The 16,229-nt window shown below is 58.4% G+C and carries 14 protein-coding genes; 3 read left to right on the forward strand and 11 right to left on the reverse strand.

The genetic code is table 11. The features are described from left to right. Positions 1-20: 20 nt before the first annotated feature. Genes P3T25_RS45070 through dapA form a run of 6 tightly spaced genes read right to left on the reverse strand, consistent with a single transcriptional unit; the run spans position 21 to position 7,827 of the window. Complete coding sequence (locus P3T25_RS45070) at positions 21-788, reverse strand: SDR family NAD(P)-dependent oxidoreductase (protein ID WP_429363922.1); 768 nt, start codon at positions 786-788, stop codon at positions 21-23. A gap of 24 nt (positions 789-812) precedes the next feature. Then, entirely contained in the window at positions 813-4,292 is a 3,480-nt protein-coding gene (locus P3T25_RS45075) for an indolepyruvate ferredoxin oxidoreductase family protein (RefSeq protein ID WP_429363924.1), read from the reverse strand. After that, positions 4,289-5,521 (reverse strand): acyl-CoA dehydrogenase family protein, encoded by a 1,233-nt coding sequence (locus tag P3T25_RS45080; protein WP_429363926.1) that lies wholly within the window; start codon positions 5,519-5,521, stop codon positions 4,289-4,291. Before P3T25_RS45080 ends, P3T25_RS45075 begins: the two co-directional genes overlap by 4 nt. A gap of 2 nt (positions 5,522-5,523) precedes the next feature. After that, positions 5,524-5,880, reverse strand: coding sequence for a DUF6285 domain-containing protein (locus P3T25_RS45085; RefSeq protein WP_429363928.1), 357 nt, complete (start codon positions 5,878-5,880; stop codon positions 5,524-5,526). Continuing rightward, a complete protein-coding gene (locus tag P3T25_RS45090) occupies positions 5,880-6,917 on the reverse strand; it encodes a phosphotransferase family protein (protein ID WP_429363930.1) in 1,038 nt (345 codons plus the stop codon). Before P3T25_RS45090 ends, P3T25_RS45085 begins: the two co-directional genes overlap by 1 nt. After that, positions 6,907-7,827, reverse strand: coding sequence for a 4-hydroxy-tetrahydrodipicolinate synthase (gene dapA / locus P3T25_RS45095; RefSeq protein ID WP_429363932.1), 921 nt, complete (start codon positions 7,825-7,827; stop codon positions 6,907-6,909). The genes P3T25_RS45090 and dapA overlap by 11 nt, the downstream gene beginning before the upstream one ends. A gap of 407 nt (positions 7,828-8,234) precedes the next feature. On the opposite strand from dapA, the gene P3T25_RS45100 reads away from it, so the two are divergent. Beyond that, positions 8,235-9,164 carry a LysR family transcriptional regulator gene (locus P3T25_RS45100; protein WP_429363934.1) on the forward strand — a complete coding sequence of 310 codons (930 nt, stop codon included), beginning with the start codon at positions 8,235-8,237 and terminating at the stop codon, positions 9,162-9,164. Between the two features lie 62 nt (positions 9,165-9,226). On the opposite strand, the gene P3T25_RS45105 is transcribed toward P3T25_RS45100, so the two are convergent. The 5 genes from P3T25_RS45105 to P3T25_RS45125 are packed head-to-tail and all read right to left on the reverse strand — an operon-like array spanning position 9,227 to position 13,650. Further along, positions 9,227-9,946, reverse strand: a complete 720-nt coding sequence (locus P3T25_RS45105) for an ABC transporter ATP-binding protein (RefSeq protein ID WP_171928211.1) — start codon at positions 9,944-9,946, stop codon at positions 9,227-9,229. Further along, positions 9,943-10,734, reverse strand: coding sequence for an ABC transporter ATP-binding protein (locus P3T25_RS45110; RefSeq protein ID WP_429363937.1), 792 nt, complete (start codon positions 10,732-10,734; stop codon positions 9,943-9,945). The genes P3T25_RS45105 and P3T25_RS45110 overlap by 4 nt, the downstream gene beginning before the upstream one ends. Then, positions 10,731-11,618, reverse strand: coding sequence for a branched-chain amino acid ABC transporter permease (locus P3T25_RS45115; RefSeq protein ID WP_429363939.1), 888 nt, complete (start codon positions 11,616-11,618; stop codon positions 10,731-10,733). The genes P3T25_RS45110 and P3T25_RS45115 overlap by 4 nt, the downstream gene beginning before the upstream one ends. Continuing rightward, entirely contained in the window at positions 11,611-12,504 is an 894-nt protein-coding gene (locus tag P3T25_RS45120) for a branched-chain amino acid ABC transporter permease (protein ID WP_429363941.1), read from the reverse strand. Before P3T25_RS45120 ends, P3T25_RS45115 begins: the two co-directional genes overlap by 8 nt. Before the next feature lie 45 nt (positions 12,505-12,549). Beyond that, entirely contained in the window at positions 12,550-13,650 is a 1,101-nt protein-coding gene (locus P3T25_RS45125) for an ABC transporter substrate-binding protein (protein WP_429363943.1), read from the reverse strand. An 842-nt stretch (positions 13,651-14,492) separates the two neighbouring features. Here P3T25_RS45125 and P3T25_RS45130 point away from each other — a divergent pair. Both P3T25_RS45130 and P3T25_RS45135 read left to right on the forward strand, forming a co-directional pair. After that, entirely contained in the window at positions 14,493-14,831 is a 339-nt protein-coding gene (locus P3T25_RS45130) for a hypothetical protein (RefSeq protein WP_171928216.1), read from the forward strand. A 1,011-nt stretch (positions 14,832-15,842) separates the two neighbouring features. Continuing rightward, positions 15,843-16,172 carry an H-NS histone family protein gene (locus P3T25_RS45135; RefSeq protein ID WP_429363946.1) on the forward strand — a complete coding sequence of 110 codons (330 nt, stop codon included), beginning with the start codon at positions 15,843-15,845 and terminating at the stop codon, positions 16,170-16,172. Positions 16,173-16,229 lie beyond the last annotated feature (57 nt).

Here is a 16,229-nt window from a genome sequence, read left to right on the forward strand (position 1 = left end):
GAAAATCGGTCGGTCGTCACTCAAAGAGAGCTGACCAGGTGGCCCCCATCGACCGTGATGACTGAACCAGTCATGAACGAGGATGCGTGGGAGGCCAGCATGAGAAGCGGACCGTCCAGCTCCGGCAGAGAGCCAAGTCTTCGCATCGGGATGCGTTTGACCAGTTGTGTGCCGGCGTCCGTCGCGAAGAAATCTCGATTCAGGTCGGTTTCAAAGTAGCCCGGCGCAATCGCATTCACGCGGATTCGGTAGCGCGCAAGCTCCAGTGCCAAAGCCTTGGTGAGCTGAATCACCCCCGCTTTGCAGACAGCGTATGCCGCCACTTGCTGCGCGACACGCAAGCCCAGAATCGACGCGATATTGATTACGTTTCCGGGCGCTTCAGTCTCTTTCAACTTGCTGGCGTAGGCGCGAGTCATCTTCCACACGCCATTCAGGTTCACCTCAATCGTCTGATTCCACGATTCGTCCGTGGTCGAAAGCGCAGGTGAATGGTGAGCAACCCCGGCGTTGTTAATCAGCACCGCCGGCATGCCGACGCTTTCACTTACCGCATCCAGACAGCGAGTAATCGAGTCAGCATCCGTCACGTCCAACTTGAAGGCGTGTGCAATCTGCCCTTCCTCGCAGAGCGAGCGAGCCAGACTGGTGCCAAGCGAGATGCGCCGGCCACACATTGCGACCTGACATCCCTGTGCAGCCAGTGTTCTCGAAAAGTGCAGCCCCAAGCCGCTAAACGCTCCTGTGACCAGCACACTTTTTCCAGCAAGGTCGAAATCGAATGTCATGCCTGTCCTTTGCTCCTGCGTTTCTCACGCCACTTGCTTCAGCTCAATCACGGATGGCCTCGACAACTGAGCGACAGCGTTGGTCCACTCCGCGTCCACGGACTTGAAGTTGCGCTCCTTGACGTGTCCGTATCCACGAATCTTTTCAACCATCGATGCAGCACGGACGACTGCCTGATAGTTGCGCGCCGTGCCGTGACGAATAATCTCGTCGACGGTCTGCTCGTAGCGTGCAATCAGTCCGCGCTCCATTCTCCGTTCGGCTGTGTAACCAAACACGTCAAGGGGTGTTCCGCGAAGCACCTTGAGCTTTGAAAGCGTCCGGAACACGGGCAGAATCCAGGCTCCAAATTCCTTCTTGCGAGGCTCGCCGGTCAGCTCGTCCCTTCCAGTCAGCCCTGGGGGCGCAAGGTTGAAAGCAATACGGAAGTCTCCCTCGAACTGCTGCTTGAGGCTCTCAACGAATTCCGGCGAGGAATGAAGCCGTGCGACCTCATACTCGTCCTTATAGGCAAGCACCTTGAAATAGCCATTCGCGACAGCTCGTGTCACGGCGTCCTGCCGCGGCGTAACGGTCTGCTCCCATTCCAGGACGCGGTTCACCAGTGCGCGATAGCGCTTTCCGTATGCCGCGTTCTGGTATGCGGAAAGGAACATCACCTTGCGTTCGATGAGCTCGTCGAGCGACGTCGAAATCTGAAGTGATTCACGCATAGGCTTGGCCGCAACAAGTGCCCGTTCGGCAGAGCTGGGCGACAGGGCTGCACGACGTCCCCAAAGGAACGCTTCCTTGTTCATCTTCACGCCTGCTCCGTTGAGTTCGATGGCAGCATCGATAGCATCGGAGCTAATCGGGATAAGGCCCCGTTGATACGCGTAGCCAAGCATGAACATGTTGCCGGCAATGGTGTCACCGAAGATGTTGAGCGCATACTTGGTCGCATCCACAAACTCGACGCAATCACTGCCGACGGCGTCGGTGATGCCAGAACGCAGTTCCGGGGAAGGGAACTTGAGGTCGGGGTGTCGGGTGAATTCGCCGGTCATGACCTCATGCGTGTTGACAAGCATCCGCGTCGCGCCCTTGCGTGTCGCAGCGAGGGTCTTCCGGCTCCCTGCTACGACCAGGTCGCAGCCGAGAACAGCGTCCGCACCGCCAGCGGCAATCCGGATAGCTTTGATAGCAGCTGGGCTCTTGCCGAAACGAAGGTGCGACCACACCGAGCCGCCTTTCTGGGCGAGACCAGCCATGTCGAGAATCCCGCAACCCTTGCCTTCCAGGTGTGCGGCCATGCCGAGGATTGCGCCGATGGTCACGACCCCCGTGCCGCCGACCCCCGTCACGATAATTGAAAAGACTCCATCTTCGAGTGACGGACGTTCGGGTTCGACGAGCGCCGGGAACAGCTCGACGTTTGGCTTGACTGTACCTGCCTTGCGAAGGCTGCCACCGTGAACCGTGACGAAACTTGGGCAGAAGCCGTTGTTGCACGAGTAATCCTTGTTGCAGGACGACTGGTCGATAGCCCGCTTACGGCCGAACTCCGTCTCAAGCGGCACAAGCGAAACGCAGTTGGATTTGACGCCGCAATCTCCGCAGCCCTCGCAGACGAGGTCATTGATGACGAGACGTTTGGGCGGGTCAGGAAACTGTTTGCGCTTGCGGCGGCGTCGCTTCTCAGCGGCGCAGGTCTGGTCATAAACGAGAACGGTCACACCCGGAATGTCCCTCAACTCCTCCTGCACCTTCTGGAGCTCGGAACGATGGTGAATCGTCACGCCCTTAGCCCAACCCGCGTCCGACGGATATTTGGCAGGGTCATCTGTCACGACTACGATACGGCTCACACCTTCCGCATGAACCTGCGTCGTGATGGTCATCGGACTGAGCTGACCATCGTGACGTTGACCGCCGGTCATCGCGACGGCGTCGTTGTACAGAATCTTGAATGTGATGTTGGTTTTTGCCGCAATCGCCGCGCGGACCGCGAGTAGACCGGAGTGGAAATAGGTGCCGTCTCCCATGTTCTGGAACATGTGCTCGCGCTTGGAAAATGGAGCCTCTCCGACCCATGCCATGCCTTCGGCACCCATCTGGGTGTAGCCGAGCGTATTGCGGTCCATCGTCTGCGCCATCCAGCTGCAGCCGATACCGGCGTAGGCTTTGCTCCCTTCCGGGATGATGGTCGACGAGTTGTGCGGGCAGCCGCTGCAGAAGTAAAAGCTGCGCAGCATCGCTTCGGGAGCGAATTCCACCTTGCTCAGTTCCGTCAGGAATGAGACGCGCTCGGCGATGCGCTGGTCGCCACTACGTTGCGCAAGCCGTTGTCCCAAAGCGATGGCAATCTGGAGCGAGCTGAGAGACATCTCGACAGGAAACAGCTTCTTGCCATTCTCGTCCTGCTTGCCGATTACGACCGGCGCGTTGGGCTCGCGGTATAGGATGTCCTTAATCTGCGACTCAAGGAGGCTACGCTTCTCTTCGACGACCATCAGCAGGTCAAGGCCATCCGCAAATTCGCGGATGCCCAGTGGCTCGAGCGGCCAGGTGCAGGCGACCTTATAAATCGAGACACCCATCGCTTCGAGGTCAGCTTCAGAGATGTCGAGGTCATCAATGGCCTGCAGCAAGTCCAGATAGCTCTTCCCGTGAGTCACCACGCCGATTCTTGCTCCCGGCTTTCCTAGCGTGACGCGGTCCAGCCCATTGGCTCGCACGAACGCGCGAACGGCATCGAGCTTGTAGTTGTGGAGGCGGTATTCCTGTTCTTGCGGCGTGTCAGGTAGGCGGAGATTCAACCCGCCCGTCGGCATCTGGACATCGGTGGGGAGCTTGGGCACCACGCGATTGACCTCGACATCAATCGCCGCGGACGCGTCGGCCGTGTCCTTCACGCATTTGATACCGACCCAGCATCCTGAAAAACGCGACAAGGCCCAGCCGTACAGACCATAGTCGAGAATCTCCTGAACACCACTTGGGCTCAGAATTGGAATGGATGCGTCGACAAGTGCGAATTCCGACTGATGGCATGTGGTCGACGACTCGCATGTGTGGTCGTCACCCATCAGGACCAGAACGCCGCCATGCTTCGAGCTGCCCGCGAGGTTTGCGTGACGGAACGCATCACCGCTGCGGTCAACGCCGGGACCTTTTCCGTACCAGATGGAGAAGACACCGTCGAACTTACCTTCGCCGCTGGCCTCGGCTTGCTGGGTTCCCCAGACAGCGGTTGCCGCGAGGTCTTCATTCACCCCCGGCACGAACACGACGTTAGCTTCGCCCAAAAACTTCTTCGCCTTCCCCAATTCGGCGTCGTAAGTCCCGAGGGGAGAGCCGCGGTAGCCGGAAATATATCCGGCCGTTTGCAGACTGTTCGCCTTGTCGCGGCGTTGCTGCATTAGAGGCAATCGAACAAGCGCCTGGACGCCGGTCAGAAAAATCCGCCCGGTGTCGAGGGTGTATTTATCATCAAGAGTTACTTTGCGCAGAGTCACGGTCATTCCTTCGAGGCGGAGCCATCTTCAGCAAGTTGCGACTTCCAGTCCCACATCGCACTTTGGGGTTCGAGTAGCGTCCTCGCTACGACCATCTTGTGAACTTCGGAAGCCCCATCGACGAGCCGCGCCTGTCGCGCGTATCGGTACATCCATTCGAGTCGCGTGTCTTTGGAGTAGCCTTTGGCGCCGTGCAGCTGGATTGCTGTATCGATGACCTGGTGCAGCGTCTCGGAGGCTGCGATTTTCGCCATGGAGATTTCCGGACGCGCAAAGTCGCCGGTGTCCAGGCACCATGCCGCGCGTAATGTAAGCAGACGTGCGACGTCGAGCTTCATCGCGGCTTCGCCGAGCATCCATTGAACGCCCTCACGTGCCGAGAGCGGTTCTCCGCCGGCCTTTCTTGTGTTCACATGCGCAACGGCGAGTTCAAGCGCGCGACGTGCCATGCCGTTCCACCGCATGCAGTGAGTGAGACGGGCAGTCCCCAGGCGGATTTGGGTAGCCTTCAGACCATCCCCGACTTCCATGAGTCTGTGCTCATCCGGAATTTCAAGGCCCTCGAACTCGATTTCGCAGTGACCGCCATGCTCCTCCGGTCCCATAATTGGAATGCGCCGGATGATGCGCCAGCCAGGAGTGTTCGCGTGAAAGAGGAAAGCAGATAGGCCCTTTCTCGCGTCGGACGATGTTCGCGCGATAACAATGAAGTGGGTGGCAGCCTCAGCACCCGTGATGAACCACTTGCGGCCACGGATAATCCACTTGTCGCCGGCGCGTTCCGCAGTCGTCAACATCATCGACGGGTCCGAGCCTGCGCCCGGTGCCGGCTCGGTCATGGCAAAGGCAGACCGAACCTTCCCGTCGATGATGGGCTGCAGCCATTGGTCCTTCTGGGCGGCGGTTGCGACCTTATTCAGAAGAATCATGTTGCCGTCGTCGGGGGCCGCAGAGTTGAAGACGACCGGACCAAAGATAGAGCGGTTCATCTCTTCATAGCACACCGCCATCTGCGCGATAGACAATCCGCCGCCTCCACGTTCGCGCGGCATCTGCAGAGCCCACAGGCCGCTCTCGCGCGCTTGGCCACGCAACTTCTCGAGCAGCCCCTCGGCTACGTTTTCGTGCTCGTCGTAGGATTCAGCTTTGGATTCGAGTGGGATGAGAACGTCGTCGACGAAAGTGCGAATCTGGTCGCGCAGCTTGCGCGTTGCGCTGTCAATTGAGAAATCCATTTTTATCGAGCCTGTGGGGAGTTTTGAAGGTTTTCGAGCACGCGCGGGTTGTCGACCCGGAGTTGCTGAATAAGGCGATTGCGCAGATTGGAGACCAGCACCTTACGCATTGCCGAGCCGTCATCAAACTGTCCAGCACGGATGCCTCGGACAAGGGCACTCTTGTCCAGTAACGCATCAGGGGAAGCTGTCGCATGGCGCTCCCGCGTTGACTGAAAATGGCGCGCGGCGATACGTATCGCGTTGGCAACCATCAGGCAGTTGTATCGGTCCTGCTTGGATAGGGAGGGCACAACTTGGTTGGTGAGCGTGCTGTGCGCAACATTGAGCAGGTCGACAATCTTCTCATCGGCGTTCATCAACGAATCTCCAGAAGGTTCATTGCTTCCAGCGTCAGCTCGGATACGAGCCGTCCGGACAGCGCCAGTTCGAGGCTGCGCTGGGCACCGGATACGTGACGCTGCTCCTGATGAAGCGCAATGACGGCCCACTTAACGTGCGCGAGCGCTTGCCAGTCGACCAGTTCGGAAGGATGGACCGCGCGGCCTGTCGCCTCCTGATAACCATCGAGGAAGCTCTGTAGTGGTCCAATACCGCCGCCACCCATTTCGGGACGACCGAAACGCCAGCACGGCGCGGTGAACCATCCCAAGTCCTCGTTCGGGTGGCCCCAGCCTGAAAATTCCCAATCGAGGATGGCCGACACGCGGCCGTTGTCCACCATGTAGTTGCCGGTCCGATAGTCCCCATGCGAGAAGACCGCTTCGGTCGCTTGGCCCAGTCTGACTTCAAGTTCGCGCAGGCATAGCTCGAGCGCGGGATGGGGAACAGCGAGACCGTCCAGTTGTCTGCGAATGTGCTCAATCGACGCGGATGCAGCCGAATGCGGAGCGGCACCAAAGACTGCTCGCGCATGGCTGGCGGGGGTGCGATGCGCAACGCCAAGCAGTTGACCCAATTCGGATGCAAGAGCGTGCCGGTTCGGCACATAAGCATCGTTCCTCGCGAGCAGGTGACCGGCGGTTATGCCGGAAACAAACTCCAGGATGAAAAATGGCTTCCCAATTACGTTAGGGTCGAGGCAAAAACCCTCGGGGCGAGCCACTCGCGCACCTTGCTCGAACGCCAGCCGGTAGCGATAAAACTCTTCCTCCCGGGTGCAGCTCGTCGGAATCGCCGCGTCCGCATCGGTGCGCAAAACATACGACACCCCGTCATTCATCTCGAGTCGCCAGTTTTCCTGAATGGCGCCTCCGGACAATCGCGATGCACGAACGACGGTGGACTGAGAAATGTCATGCAAGGCCATCCATTTCCCAACCCGCTCAAGCGCGTTCGAATCGGGGAGGCCGGCACTGATGTTGTCGCGGACTTGAGGTGTCGATTCACGCAGCATGTTCGAGCACCCCGCGCAAACACTCCTGTAGATATTCGCGAGTCGACTCCTCGGGAGGGACAATCGGTAGACGAACGACTGGTTCGCACTGCCCTAGCAAGCTCGCAGCGAATTTCACGGGTCCGGGACTTGTCTCAGCGAAGAGTGCCCGCGTGAGCGGCAGCATCTGGACGAAGAGACTTCGAGCCTCTTTCAATTCGCTACGGTCAATGAACTGGCAGAGCTCGTTGACCCTCTTCGGCAGAATGTTTGCAACGACCGAGATAACGCCGCAGCCCCCTAAGGCCATAAAAGGCAGCGACGTGAAATCGTCACCGCTGTAGAGGGCAAATTCCGTCGGCAGGGCCTCGACCAACTCTGACGCCCTGACCATGTCTCCGGTCGCGTCCTTGAGGCCGCGGATGTTCGGATGAGCGCTGAGCCGTACGACTGTCGACACGGACATGTCGGTGACAGTGCGACCAGGAACGTTGTAAAGCACCAACGGCACATTGGCGGCATCGGCTTGGGCACTGAAATGGCCCAGCAGTCCCTGCTGGGAAGGCTTCACGTAGTACGGCACCACGCTGAGCAGGGAGTCTGCCCCGCAGTCGGATGCGGATTTCGCAAGAGCGACTGCCTCCGACGTGGAGTTGGCTCCAACTCCGGCCATCACGTGAATGCGTCCAGCCGCGTACTCGACGGTCGCGGAGATTACGTCGCAGTGTTCTGCATGCGAAAGCGTCGAGGACTCACCCGTTGTTCCGGCCACGGCAATGCCGGCGGTGCCACTATCGATATGGAGGTCGATGAGACTACGCAATTTGGCCCAATCGACACTGCCGTCCTTTGTGAAAGGCGTAATCAGCGCGACGATGCTGCCGCGAGGCAGACGCCCGTTAGCGCTATTCCAATTTTCAAGCTTACTCATAAACTCTCCTGCAAGGGGGCGTCATGGCCGTAATGGCAACCCTGTTAGCGCCAGAACGACGACATAAGTCGATGTCTGTATCCGGCTCATTCTACACAAGTGTCGACAATTAAAGAAAAACCTTGTCTTCTTTTGGAACCAGCAATTACCCGCACATACGCGACTCAGGCAGGCGTTCTCTTCATCTCGTCGGTTGCCGCAGGGCGCGAAACCAGAGTCACATGCGAGCGCAAGCCGAACAGAATCAGGACAGCGGCCGAGAGCATTCCGGCGTCGAAGCGACCGCCGGTTTGTGTACACTTATGAATGCACATGCCCAGTATATGAAGGCAGTTCGCACCTGAACATTGAAACTTTGGGATAGCGGTACAGCTGCCAGGCAACCCTGACGATTCCTTCTCTCCTCGATGGTCGGACGCTTGCACGCAAAGCAGCTGCGCCTGCTCGCTGCCTTGGGAGACCACGGTTCACTCCTCAACGCGGCCCGCGAAGTTTCGATGTCCCAGCCGGGCGCAAGCAAGGCGCTGCGCGAAATCGAGTCAATCTTCGGAGTCGAGCTGTTTGTCCGGACTAGTCGAGGACTTGAACCCAACGCTGCAGGTCATTGCGTCATCCGCTATGCACGACTGTTCCAATCGGACATGGCACATCTGCGTGATGAGCTTCTTGGGGTAATGCGGGGTTTTGGCGGGCGCGTGTCGGCAGGAACAATCATGGGTGCGGTTCCTCTGCTAACTGACGCCATCAACTGGCTCCTCTCGGAACAGCCCCAGATGTCTGTCGAAGTACTCGAAGACACCAGCGCGACACTGCTTGGTCTGCTCGACGAAGGACGAATCGACCTCGCACTTTGCAGAACGAGCGTCAGCCGTTCGCCTAAGCTGTATTCGAGCGTCGCTGTGCAAGAGGAAACCCTCGCTGTTATCGCGAGCACGAAGCACCGGCTCGCTGATGCGAAGCAGTTGGAATTGGCTGACCTTGAAGGCGCCCATTGGGTTGTCTACCGCGCGAACATGCCAATCCGGCGTCAACTCGAGCGTGAATTTCACGAAGCAGGGCTGCGGCTGCCGGTACACCTGGTCGAAACAACATCAGCGTTCACAACGATGTCGCTCCTCCAGACCAATCCGGCGTTCGTGGCCATGCTGCCCGTTGCTGTTGCAGACTTCTGCACCAATCAAGGCTGGGCGACGAAGCTCGCGCTGGCGGTTACCTCGCGGAGTGAGCCATATGAACTCGTCACCCGGCAGGGTGCGCCTGTCTCGCCTGGCGCACAACTGCTGATTAACGCATTGACTCGGGATAGGAGCACCGAGAGTGCCAAGCCGGAGCGATAGGCGGCCGATGTGTCCGCGCGGGGCCATCCATGCGGACACATTGTTTCGAAACGACAGAAACGCTAATGAGGACGGCCACCCAGGTAGAGGCGACGCATCTCATCACTCGCGAGCAGGTCGGACGACTTGCCCTCCAGTGCAACTTGTCCCATAGAAAGCACATAGGTGCGGTCAGAAATGCGCAAGGCCTCGGTCGCATTCTGCTCCACCATCAACACTCCGATACGCTCGGTGTTGCGTAGTTCGACGATTGCGTCGAAGACTTCGCCCAGCATCTTTGGAGATAGTCCGGCCGAAGGCTCGTCAAGCAACAGGAAGCGTGGCCTTGGCATCAATGCGCGGGCGAGCGACAGAATCTGCCGCTCTCCGCCGGACATGCTCGCTGCCCGCGCCCGAAGCTTGCGCTTCAATACAGGATAGGCGGAACAGAGTTCATCCAGCCTTCTTTCCTTGTCCTGCTTCTGCATGAACTGGCCGCCAAGCGCTAGATTTTCCCAGACCGATAGCGAGCCGAAAACGTTGTCGGTCTGAGGCACGAAGCCGATATCGTATTTCCGGACCTTCTTGAACACTGGCACCTGTCCGATGTCCTTCTCGTCCAGGGTGACCTTCCCTTCCCGCGGCCGCAGGAAACCCGCGACCGTCTTTAGCAGGGTGGACTTCCCACAGCCGTTCGGGCCCAGGATGGTGACAATTTCGAGTTGCTTCGTGTTGATTGAAATGCCGCGAAGGATATCAACGTCGCGTGTGTAACCGGCGACGACATTGTTAACGGAAATCATGCAATCACCCCCGCAACCTGATACTGGCCGCCCGGCTTCTTGCCGAGATACGCCTCAACCACGCTTTCATGGGTTTCGAGCTCTGACGGAAGGCAGTCCGCCACAGTTTTTCCCTTATCCAGAACAATGCAGCGGCTGCACGTCTCGGAAATGAAATGCATGTCGTGCTCAATGATGATTAGCGTGATGCCTTGTCCGTTGATTCTCTTGAGCGTGGTAACCAACTCCGAGCGCAAGTTCGGGTGAACGCCAGCCATTGGTTCATCGAGGAGCAGTAATGCTGGCTGCTCCATCATCGCGCAAGCGATGCCCAGGAGTTTCTTCTGCCCGCCAGAGATGGAGGCAGCGGGCAGATGCGCGACCTTCGTGAGAAGCAGTTCTTCGAGAAGGTGATGCGCGCGCTCACGCGTCTCATGCTCAAGGCTGCGTGTCGCACCAGACCTGCAAAGCGTACTGAACAATCCGTGGCTTCGTGTCGACGCGGCCATCACAACTTCTTTTACCGTCATCCGCGTCGGCATTGACGGCAGCTGGAAGGTCCGCCGTACACCCTTTGCGGCAATCTGATGGGAGGACAGGCCGTTCACCGGCTGACCGCCGACCTCGATGAGACCTAGGTCAATCGGGCAATAACCAGTGATTGCGTTGAGCACGGTGCTCTTCCCGCAACCGTTCGGTCCGAGCAGACCTACGATTTCACCTGTCCTGACGTGAAAGTTGAGTCCGGTCAGGACGCTGTTTCCACCAAAGGACTTGTGGACATCCTGCAATCGAAGCATCGTGTTCATGTTGCGCTCCGGATTTTTTCGGGAAGTAGACCGCCTGGACGAACCAGAAGACAGGCAAGCAGGACAACGCCGATTGTGCCGAGCCGGACGGCGCCAGCGATATCGCTGCTGATGTTGAGATAGTCCTTGGCGAATGGCACTGCGCTATAGATGGCTTCGACGAGCAATGCGCCGAGCACGACCCCGAGGTTATTGCCAAGCCCGCCAATCATGACCATCGTCCAGATGACGAAAGTCTCGGACGCGAGCATGTAGTCCGGGCCAACGAAGCTCATGTAGTGCGCGAGCAGAGAACCTCCGACCGACGCTATCGCGGCGCTCGTGACCGTCGCCTTAACCTTGAGGGGAACGAGCTGATAGCCGAGACTGGTTGCCAGAGCAGGCTCCTCACGCATCAGTCGGATGGCTCGCCCGAAACGTCCACGGGAAAGTCGAACGCAGGCGAACAGTGCAATCGCGACCATCGCGAGCGCCAGCAGAAAAAACGCGAGGTCATTCTGGACGCCGGACGCGCTTCTGAACAATGCCGGCACCCCGCTGATGCCTTGAGCGCCGCCTGTGAGCCAGTTTTCGTTGAGCGCGACGGTGCGGATGAGCTCCGCCACCGCCAGTGTGGCAATCGCCCAGTAGTCGGATGCGAGATTGCGCCCCAGCCGAGCCATGAAAAAGCCCACAACCATTGCGGTTACGACGCCAAAGAGAATGCCGACAGGTGCGGGATATCCGAGTGAGGAGCTAATTGCTGACGCGTAGGCACCAACACCCGCGAACGCTACGAAACCGAAGTTCAGAAGTCCCGCGAAGCCTGCCTGTAGATTCAACGCCAGTCCGAGCAGCGCATAAATGCAGCTCAGTGTCGCAACGTGCAGAAGGAAGCTATACACGGCGGACCTCCCGGTCGAAGATGCCGTACGGCTTGAAGAGAAGCGCGACGAGCAAAATCACGAACGACGCGGCACTTATATATGTCACCGGAACATAGACGTCGGATGTGCCGAAAAGCCAACCGAAGTCGAGATTGGTCACCAGCGTCTCGGCAATTGAAATCAGCAACGCGCCGGCTGCTGCACCAAGGGGATTGCCGAGACCTCCGAGAATGGCTGCGGCGAACACTGGCAGCAGCAGGTTGGTGCCCAAGCCAACGTGTACGCTCTCGTTCAGCCCCAACATTGCCCCGCCCAACGCAGCCAATGCGCCGCTGAGGAACGTGATGCCGTTGACCACCCGTGCACCATCTACTCCGGTCGCTGCAGCCAGCGCGGGGTTCGACGACATGGCCCGCATCGAGCGGCCGACTCCCGTTTTGAAGAGCAGAACCGCGAGCAGCGCAACACAACCGAACCCACACGCAATCGAAGTAATCTGGTCGACCGAAATGGTGGTTGAGCCGAGGGTAATTGGGCTCGACAGCCCCGACGAATACCGGAATGGGCGCGAGCCGGCGACACCCAGGACAACTGCGATGAGAATCATCGAGATGGCAAGCGAGCCAATCATTGCAATTGAACTGCCGGAGCGCAGGAGCCGCTTGAAGACGAGCACATTGAGCAGAACCGCGACTACGCCTGTCGCGATACATGCCCCGATGAGCGCAAGTGAGAAAGGCAGACCTGTGCGATTCAACGCCAAAGTACCGAATGCGCCCAGCATCGCGTACTGGACGTGCGCGATGTTCGGAAATTTGACCAGTGAATACACAACGCTCAGGCCCACCGCCACGAGCATGATGTCCGAAGTTCGTATCAGGACATCGACGATGAATTGAAGCATGGGGACTCTCCTAGGCCGCCGCGCCGCAGAGCAGCGCGGCGGAGCTTATCGGGCAACGACCTTGGTATCGAACTTCACCTTGTCGTACGGCTGCTCTTTTCTTTGGCCTGCGTCGTCGAAGGCAATCGTGCCGGTCGCGCCGTTGTACGGTACGACTGTCTTCATTGCCGCGCGAATCTTTGTGGGGTCAGCTGCCCCGGCCTTGTTGATTGCAGCCGCCGCTACCATCACGCCGTCGTACGCATAGCTGCCGAATGAGGACTTCGGAGCTTCCTTGTACTTCTCGCGATATGCCTGGTCGTAAGACTTGCCACCCGCGCCAATGGACGCGACTTCGAGTCCTTCCTGTCCTTGAGCGGCTTGCGGCACAGTGTCGCTCGTGCACATGGTGAGGTAAATGCCGTACCACTTCTTCTTGCCCAGACCAAGTTCATACGCTTCGCGATTGATGGTCGCGGCCTCTTGTCCGTAGGCGCTGTAGACGTAGGCCTGAGGTGACGAGCGGGACATTTGCTGCAGCTCGCGTCGGTATGTCGACTGTCCTTCGCTGTACAGCACGAGCGACGACACCTTGCCACCAAGCGACTCGAATCGCTTCTTGAATTCGGAGGCGACACCTTGACCGTAGGAGTTGTTCGGTGCGATGAACGCCACGTCTTTCAGGTTCTGGGCGAAGACGTCTCCCGCCGCGAAGCGAGCCGACAGGTCGTCCAGTCCGATAACGCTGAACGACCCCTCGCCGATTTTGCGGATTGCCGGACTCGATGAACCGATGTTGATATGTACGTCGCCCTGCTGAACGACGTATTCGCCGACTGGAATCGTGATTCCTGAGGAAAACTCGCCCAGCACAACAGGGACTTTGTTCACAGAAACGAGTTTTCTTGCTGAACTCAGTGCCGTTGCCGCATTGCCGCCGGAATCCTCCACGACGACCTGAAGCTTCTGACCCAGCACGCCGTTATGCGCATTGACTTGTTCGACTGCGAGTTCAATACCTCGTCGTTGGTCGTCTCCGACGGACGCGCTCGCTCCCGTAAGCGGCAACACCGCGCCCAGCGACACTGTCTGCGCGACCGACGCGGTCGCAATAGAAAGCAACGCGCTCGCAACAGCGCTGATGCACAGCTCCTTCGCAAACTTCATGATGACGCCCCTTTCAATGGTAGAAATTAAACTACACAAGTGTCGACAATTTATCGGAAAAAAATTTCTGTCAATAAAAACGTTGTCGTCTGGAATCGCTGCCAGCGGCATGCTGCATCCTAAAACGCTTGCTGGACTTGGGTTTGCGCGATTTTCGCGACTGCCAGAGTTCTGCTATCGCTGCGACGCGCATGCCCACGGATGGTCAACGAGCCTCGCCACAACGCCTCCAGACTAGCTGATTGTCTACACGTTTGTATTCTGACTTTCCCCGATTCGAGGGGAATAGCGGCGACATTCGAGCTGATTGAGGCAGATGCTTACCTGCATCGGTTGGCGAGAGATTCCGTATCGAGCAATGGCTGCTCCGGCAAGATAACGATGCTAATTCGCTTATCTTGCCGGCCGCTTCGATTCCTATGCAGTTGCTGCGGACGGCGGTCGATGCTGGTCGGCAGTATCGCGAGGCGCGGATGCTGCAGGACCAAGAACGCGAACTGCACACTCAGCAGATTGCCAGCCAGTAGTTCGCCAACGGCATGATTGCGTGGGCCAACTACATGCAGGCGGTCAACGCACGCCAGCCGCAGACAGGCCATCTGACCAGTACGAGCTTCCACTGTACTTCGACAAGCTTGGGTAATTCGGTCAGCACAAACTGCAATTAGGCAGCGTGCAGGCGACCCACAGAGTGCCGAATGTCCGAGTCTACGTTGTGGTCGGCCTCAATACGACCTTGGCATTATTAGGGTTCCTGGTCTCTGACGCGGCCGCCGTGCCATGATGGCAACTGGAAGAAGACAGAAGACGGTCACAGGGCCCATCGGGCGAAGGAGGTCAAAGTGACGGACGACAATGGAATGGCGGACGGCCACCCAGAGCAGGTATCGGAATCGCTGCAAACACTTGCCGAATATTTGGAAAGGTCGCTCGATAAGGCGTCAAGCATCGTGATGATGAGACACACGGCAGGTGCGTGTACCGTCTATTTGGGCGACTCCGCAGGTCTGCGCGAAGACCTGAAGCAGATTGGCACGATTGCAATATCGCTTGCTAACGACATGCTTGAATCGACCTCTTCGGGAGCAAATCAGATGCAAATCGGCGGCCAAGTCTATCGTTTCGTCCGCAGCTTCGCACAAATCGGCGACATGCCGGCCGTTGTCTTTTCAACGGAGTAGGGCCTCGGCTCATTGCTACCGAGCCGGCTCTACTGCGTTGATGAGTGGTAGACGATGCGACGTCGTGCGGGCAAGCTGAGTTGCGGTGACGGCAACTTGGTCGGGGTGGTACGGTCCAAGAACCGTGGCCTATTGGTCGCCTAGGTTGGTGATGTCTTGCCAGTCAGCGGCGCCGCGGCAATCGGTTCAAAGGAGGACTGATGCAAGCGAGACAATGTTTGGCATTGCTGCTGTCTATGGCAGCGCTTAGTTCAACCGGAGCACCGGCAAGCGATATTCAATGTGCAACCACGCGACAACCGGCTGAGCGCGTCATATGCGACCACGCCATCCTGAACAATGAGTACGAAGATATCGTCGCGCAACAGCAGGCTCTGCTGAGCAGTGGGAAACTCTCGCCCGCACAACTCGCCCGGTGGAGGCAATCGCGGAACGCCTGCACTGACGTCCACTGCATCGACGGCGTATTTGTTCGGTGGGCGGTGATAGCCAGGTCTGTCGAAACCACTTCCCGCGCTGCAGTGGCTCCGGTTATGGCCTCGGCTACTGCAATGGCCCCTGTTGGACCTACTTCGGACGCAATCGCCCTTCCCGCATCCCAAGCCTTGCCGACATCGGAAGCATCTCTTGCGCGTCAAGGGAGTGCCGCCGGCGTGGCGCTTCCGCAGCCTGTCGAGACTCAAGCCTCTTCGCCTACGGTCGCTTCTGCTCCTTCTAGCGCAAGTGAATCCCGTAGCGCGACCGGCATGAGCGCCGGCCTGATGACGGCCTTGCTTGTCGCGGTTGGATTCGGTGTTCTCTTCCAACGCCGAAGGAGGAACGGTGGAAACACCGGGGAACCACCAAGTAATGTTCGCGGCAAGGACAAGCCTTGAGCGGACCGCATTGAAGGGCATGGAGCGCGGCGACGCAGTGTTGTGGTTTTTGGTGATACGCCGCTTTAGTCAATGCACTAGCCTTTTCTAGCGCGACCGTGGCATATTGCGACCACATTCACTAGGAGGCCACCTGATGGCAACGACTTTGGAAGCAATTCAGGCGAAGATGGATAAATTGAAGGCCCAAGCGGATGCGCTGATTGCAAAGCAATCGTCGGGCGTCATCGAAAGGATTCGCGAGTTGATGGCGAAGCACGGTCTAACGACCGCTGACATTGACGCGCACACTGGCGGCAAGCAGCGCGCGAAACACGCGGCGGCAAAGACCGCCGCGAAGCCCGCTACGGCTGTTGCCAAGTACCGGGACCCTAAAAGCGGCGCAACGTGGTCCGGGCATGGGCGCGCGCCACAGTGGATTGCGGCTGCTAATCTTACTGTGTCAATAAAAAGCGATACCTGGTAGTATGAAGTAATAGAGACTGCGGGCGATCGCAATGACAGAAGAGATCGATGAATTTGA

The organism is Paraburkholderia sp. GAS32, from assembly GCF_050434225.1.
GTDB lineage: Bacteria > Pseudomonadota > Gammaproteobacteria > Burkholderiales > Burkholderiaceae > Paraburkholderia > Paraburkholderia madseniana.

What these genes read in the sequence shown, in the direction of transcription:
- P3T25_RS45085 (WP_429363928.1), bottom strand. Translation starts at nt 5,880, where the DNA reads ATGAACGCCGATGAGAAGATTGTCGACCTGCTCAATGTTGCGCACAGC.
- P3T25_RS45090 (WP_429363930.1), bottom strand. Translation starts at nt 6,917, where the DNA reads ATGCTGCGTGAATCGACACCTCAAGTCCGCGACAACATCAGTGCCGGC.
- P3T25_RS45135 (WP_429363946.1), top strand. Translation starts at nt 15,843, where the DNA reads ATGGCAACGACTTTGGAAGCAATTCAGGCGAAGATGGATAAATTGAAG.
- P3T25_RS45070 (WP_429363922.1), bottom strand. Translation starts at nt 788, where the DNA reads ATGACATTCGATTTCGACCTTGCTGGAAAAAGTGTGCTGGTCACAGGA.
- dapA (WP_429363932.1), bottom strand. Translation starts at nt 7,827, where the DNA reads ATGAGTAAGCTTGAAAATTGGAATAGCGCTAACGGGCGTCTGCCTCGC.
- P3T25_RS45100 (WP_429363934.1), top strand. Translation starts at nt 8,235, where the DNA reads ATGGTCGGACGCTTGCACGCAAAGCAGCTGCGCCTGCTCGCTGCCTTG.
- P3T25_RS45125 (WP_429363943.1), bottom strand. Translation starts at nt 13,650, where the DNA reads ATGAAGTTTGCGAAGGAGCTGTGCATCAGCGCTGTTGCGAGCGCGTTG.
- P3T25_RS45120 (WP_429363941.1), bottom strand. Translation starts at nt 12,504, where the DNA reads ATGCTTCAATTCATCGTCGATGTCCTGATACGAACTTCGGACATCATG.
- P3T25_RS45075 (WP_429363924.1), bottom strand. Translation starts at nt 4,292, where the DNA reads ATGACCGTGACTCTGCGCAAAGTAACTCTTGATGATAAATACACCCTC.
- P3T25_RS45105 (WP_171928211.1), bottom strand. Translation starts at nt 9,946, where the DNA reads ATGATTTCCGTTAACAATGTCGTCGCCGGTTACACACGCGACGTTGAT.
- P3T25_RS45080 (WP_429363926.1), bottom strand. Translation starts at nt 5,521, where the DNA reads ATGGATTTCTCAATTGACAGCGCAACGCGCAAGCTGCGCGACCAGATT.
- P3T25_RS45110 (WP_429363937.1), bottom strand. Translation starts at nt 10,734, where the DNA reads ATGAACACGATGCTTCGATTGCAGGATGTCCACAAGTCCTTTGGTGGA.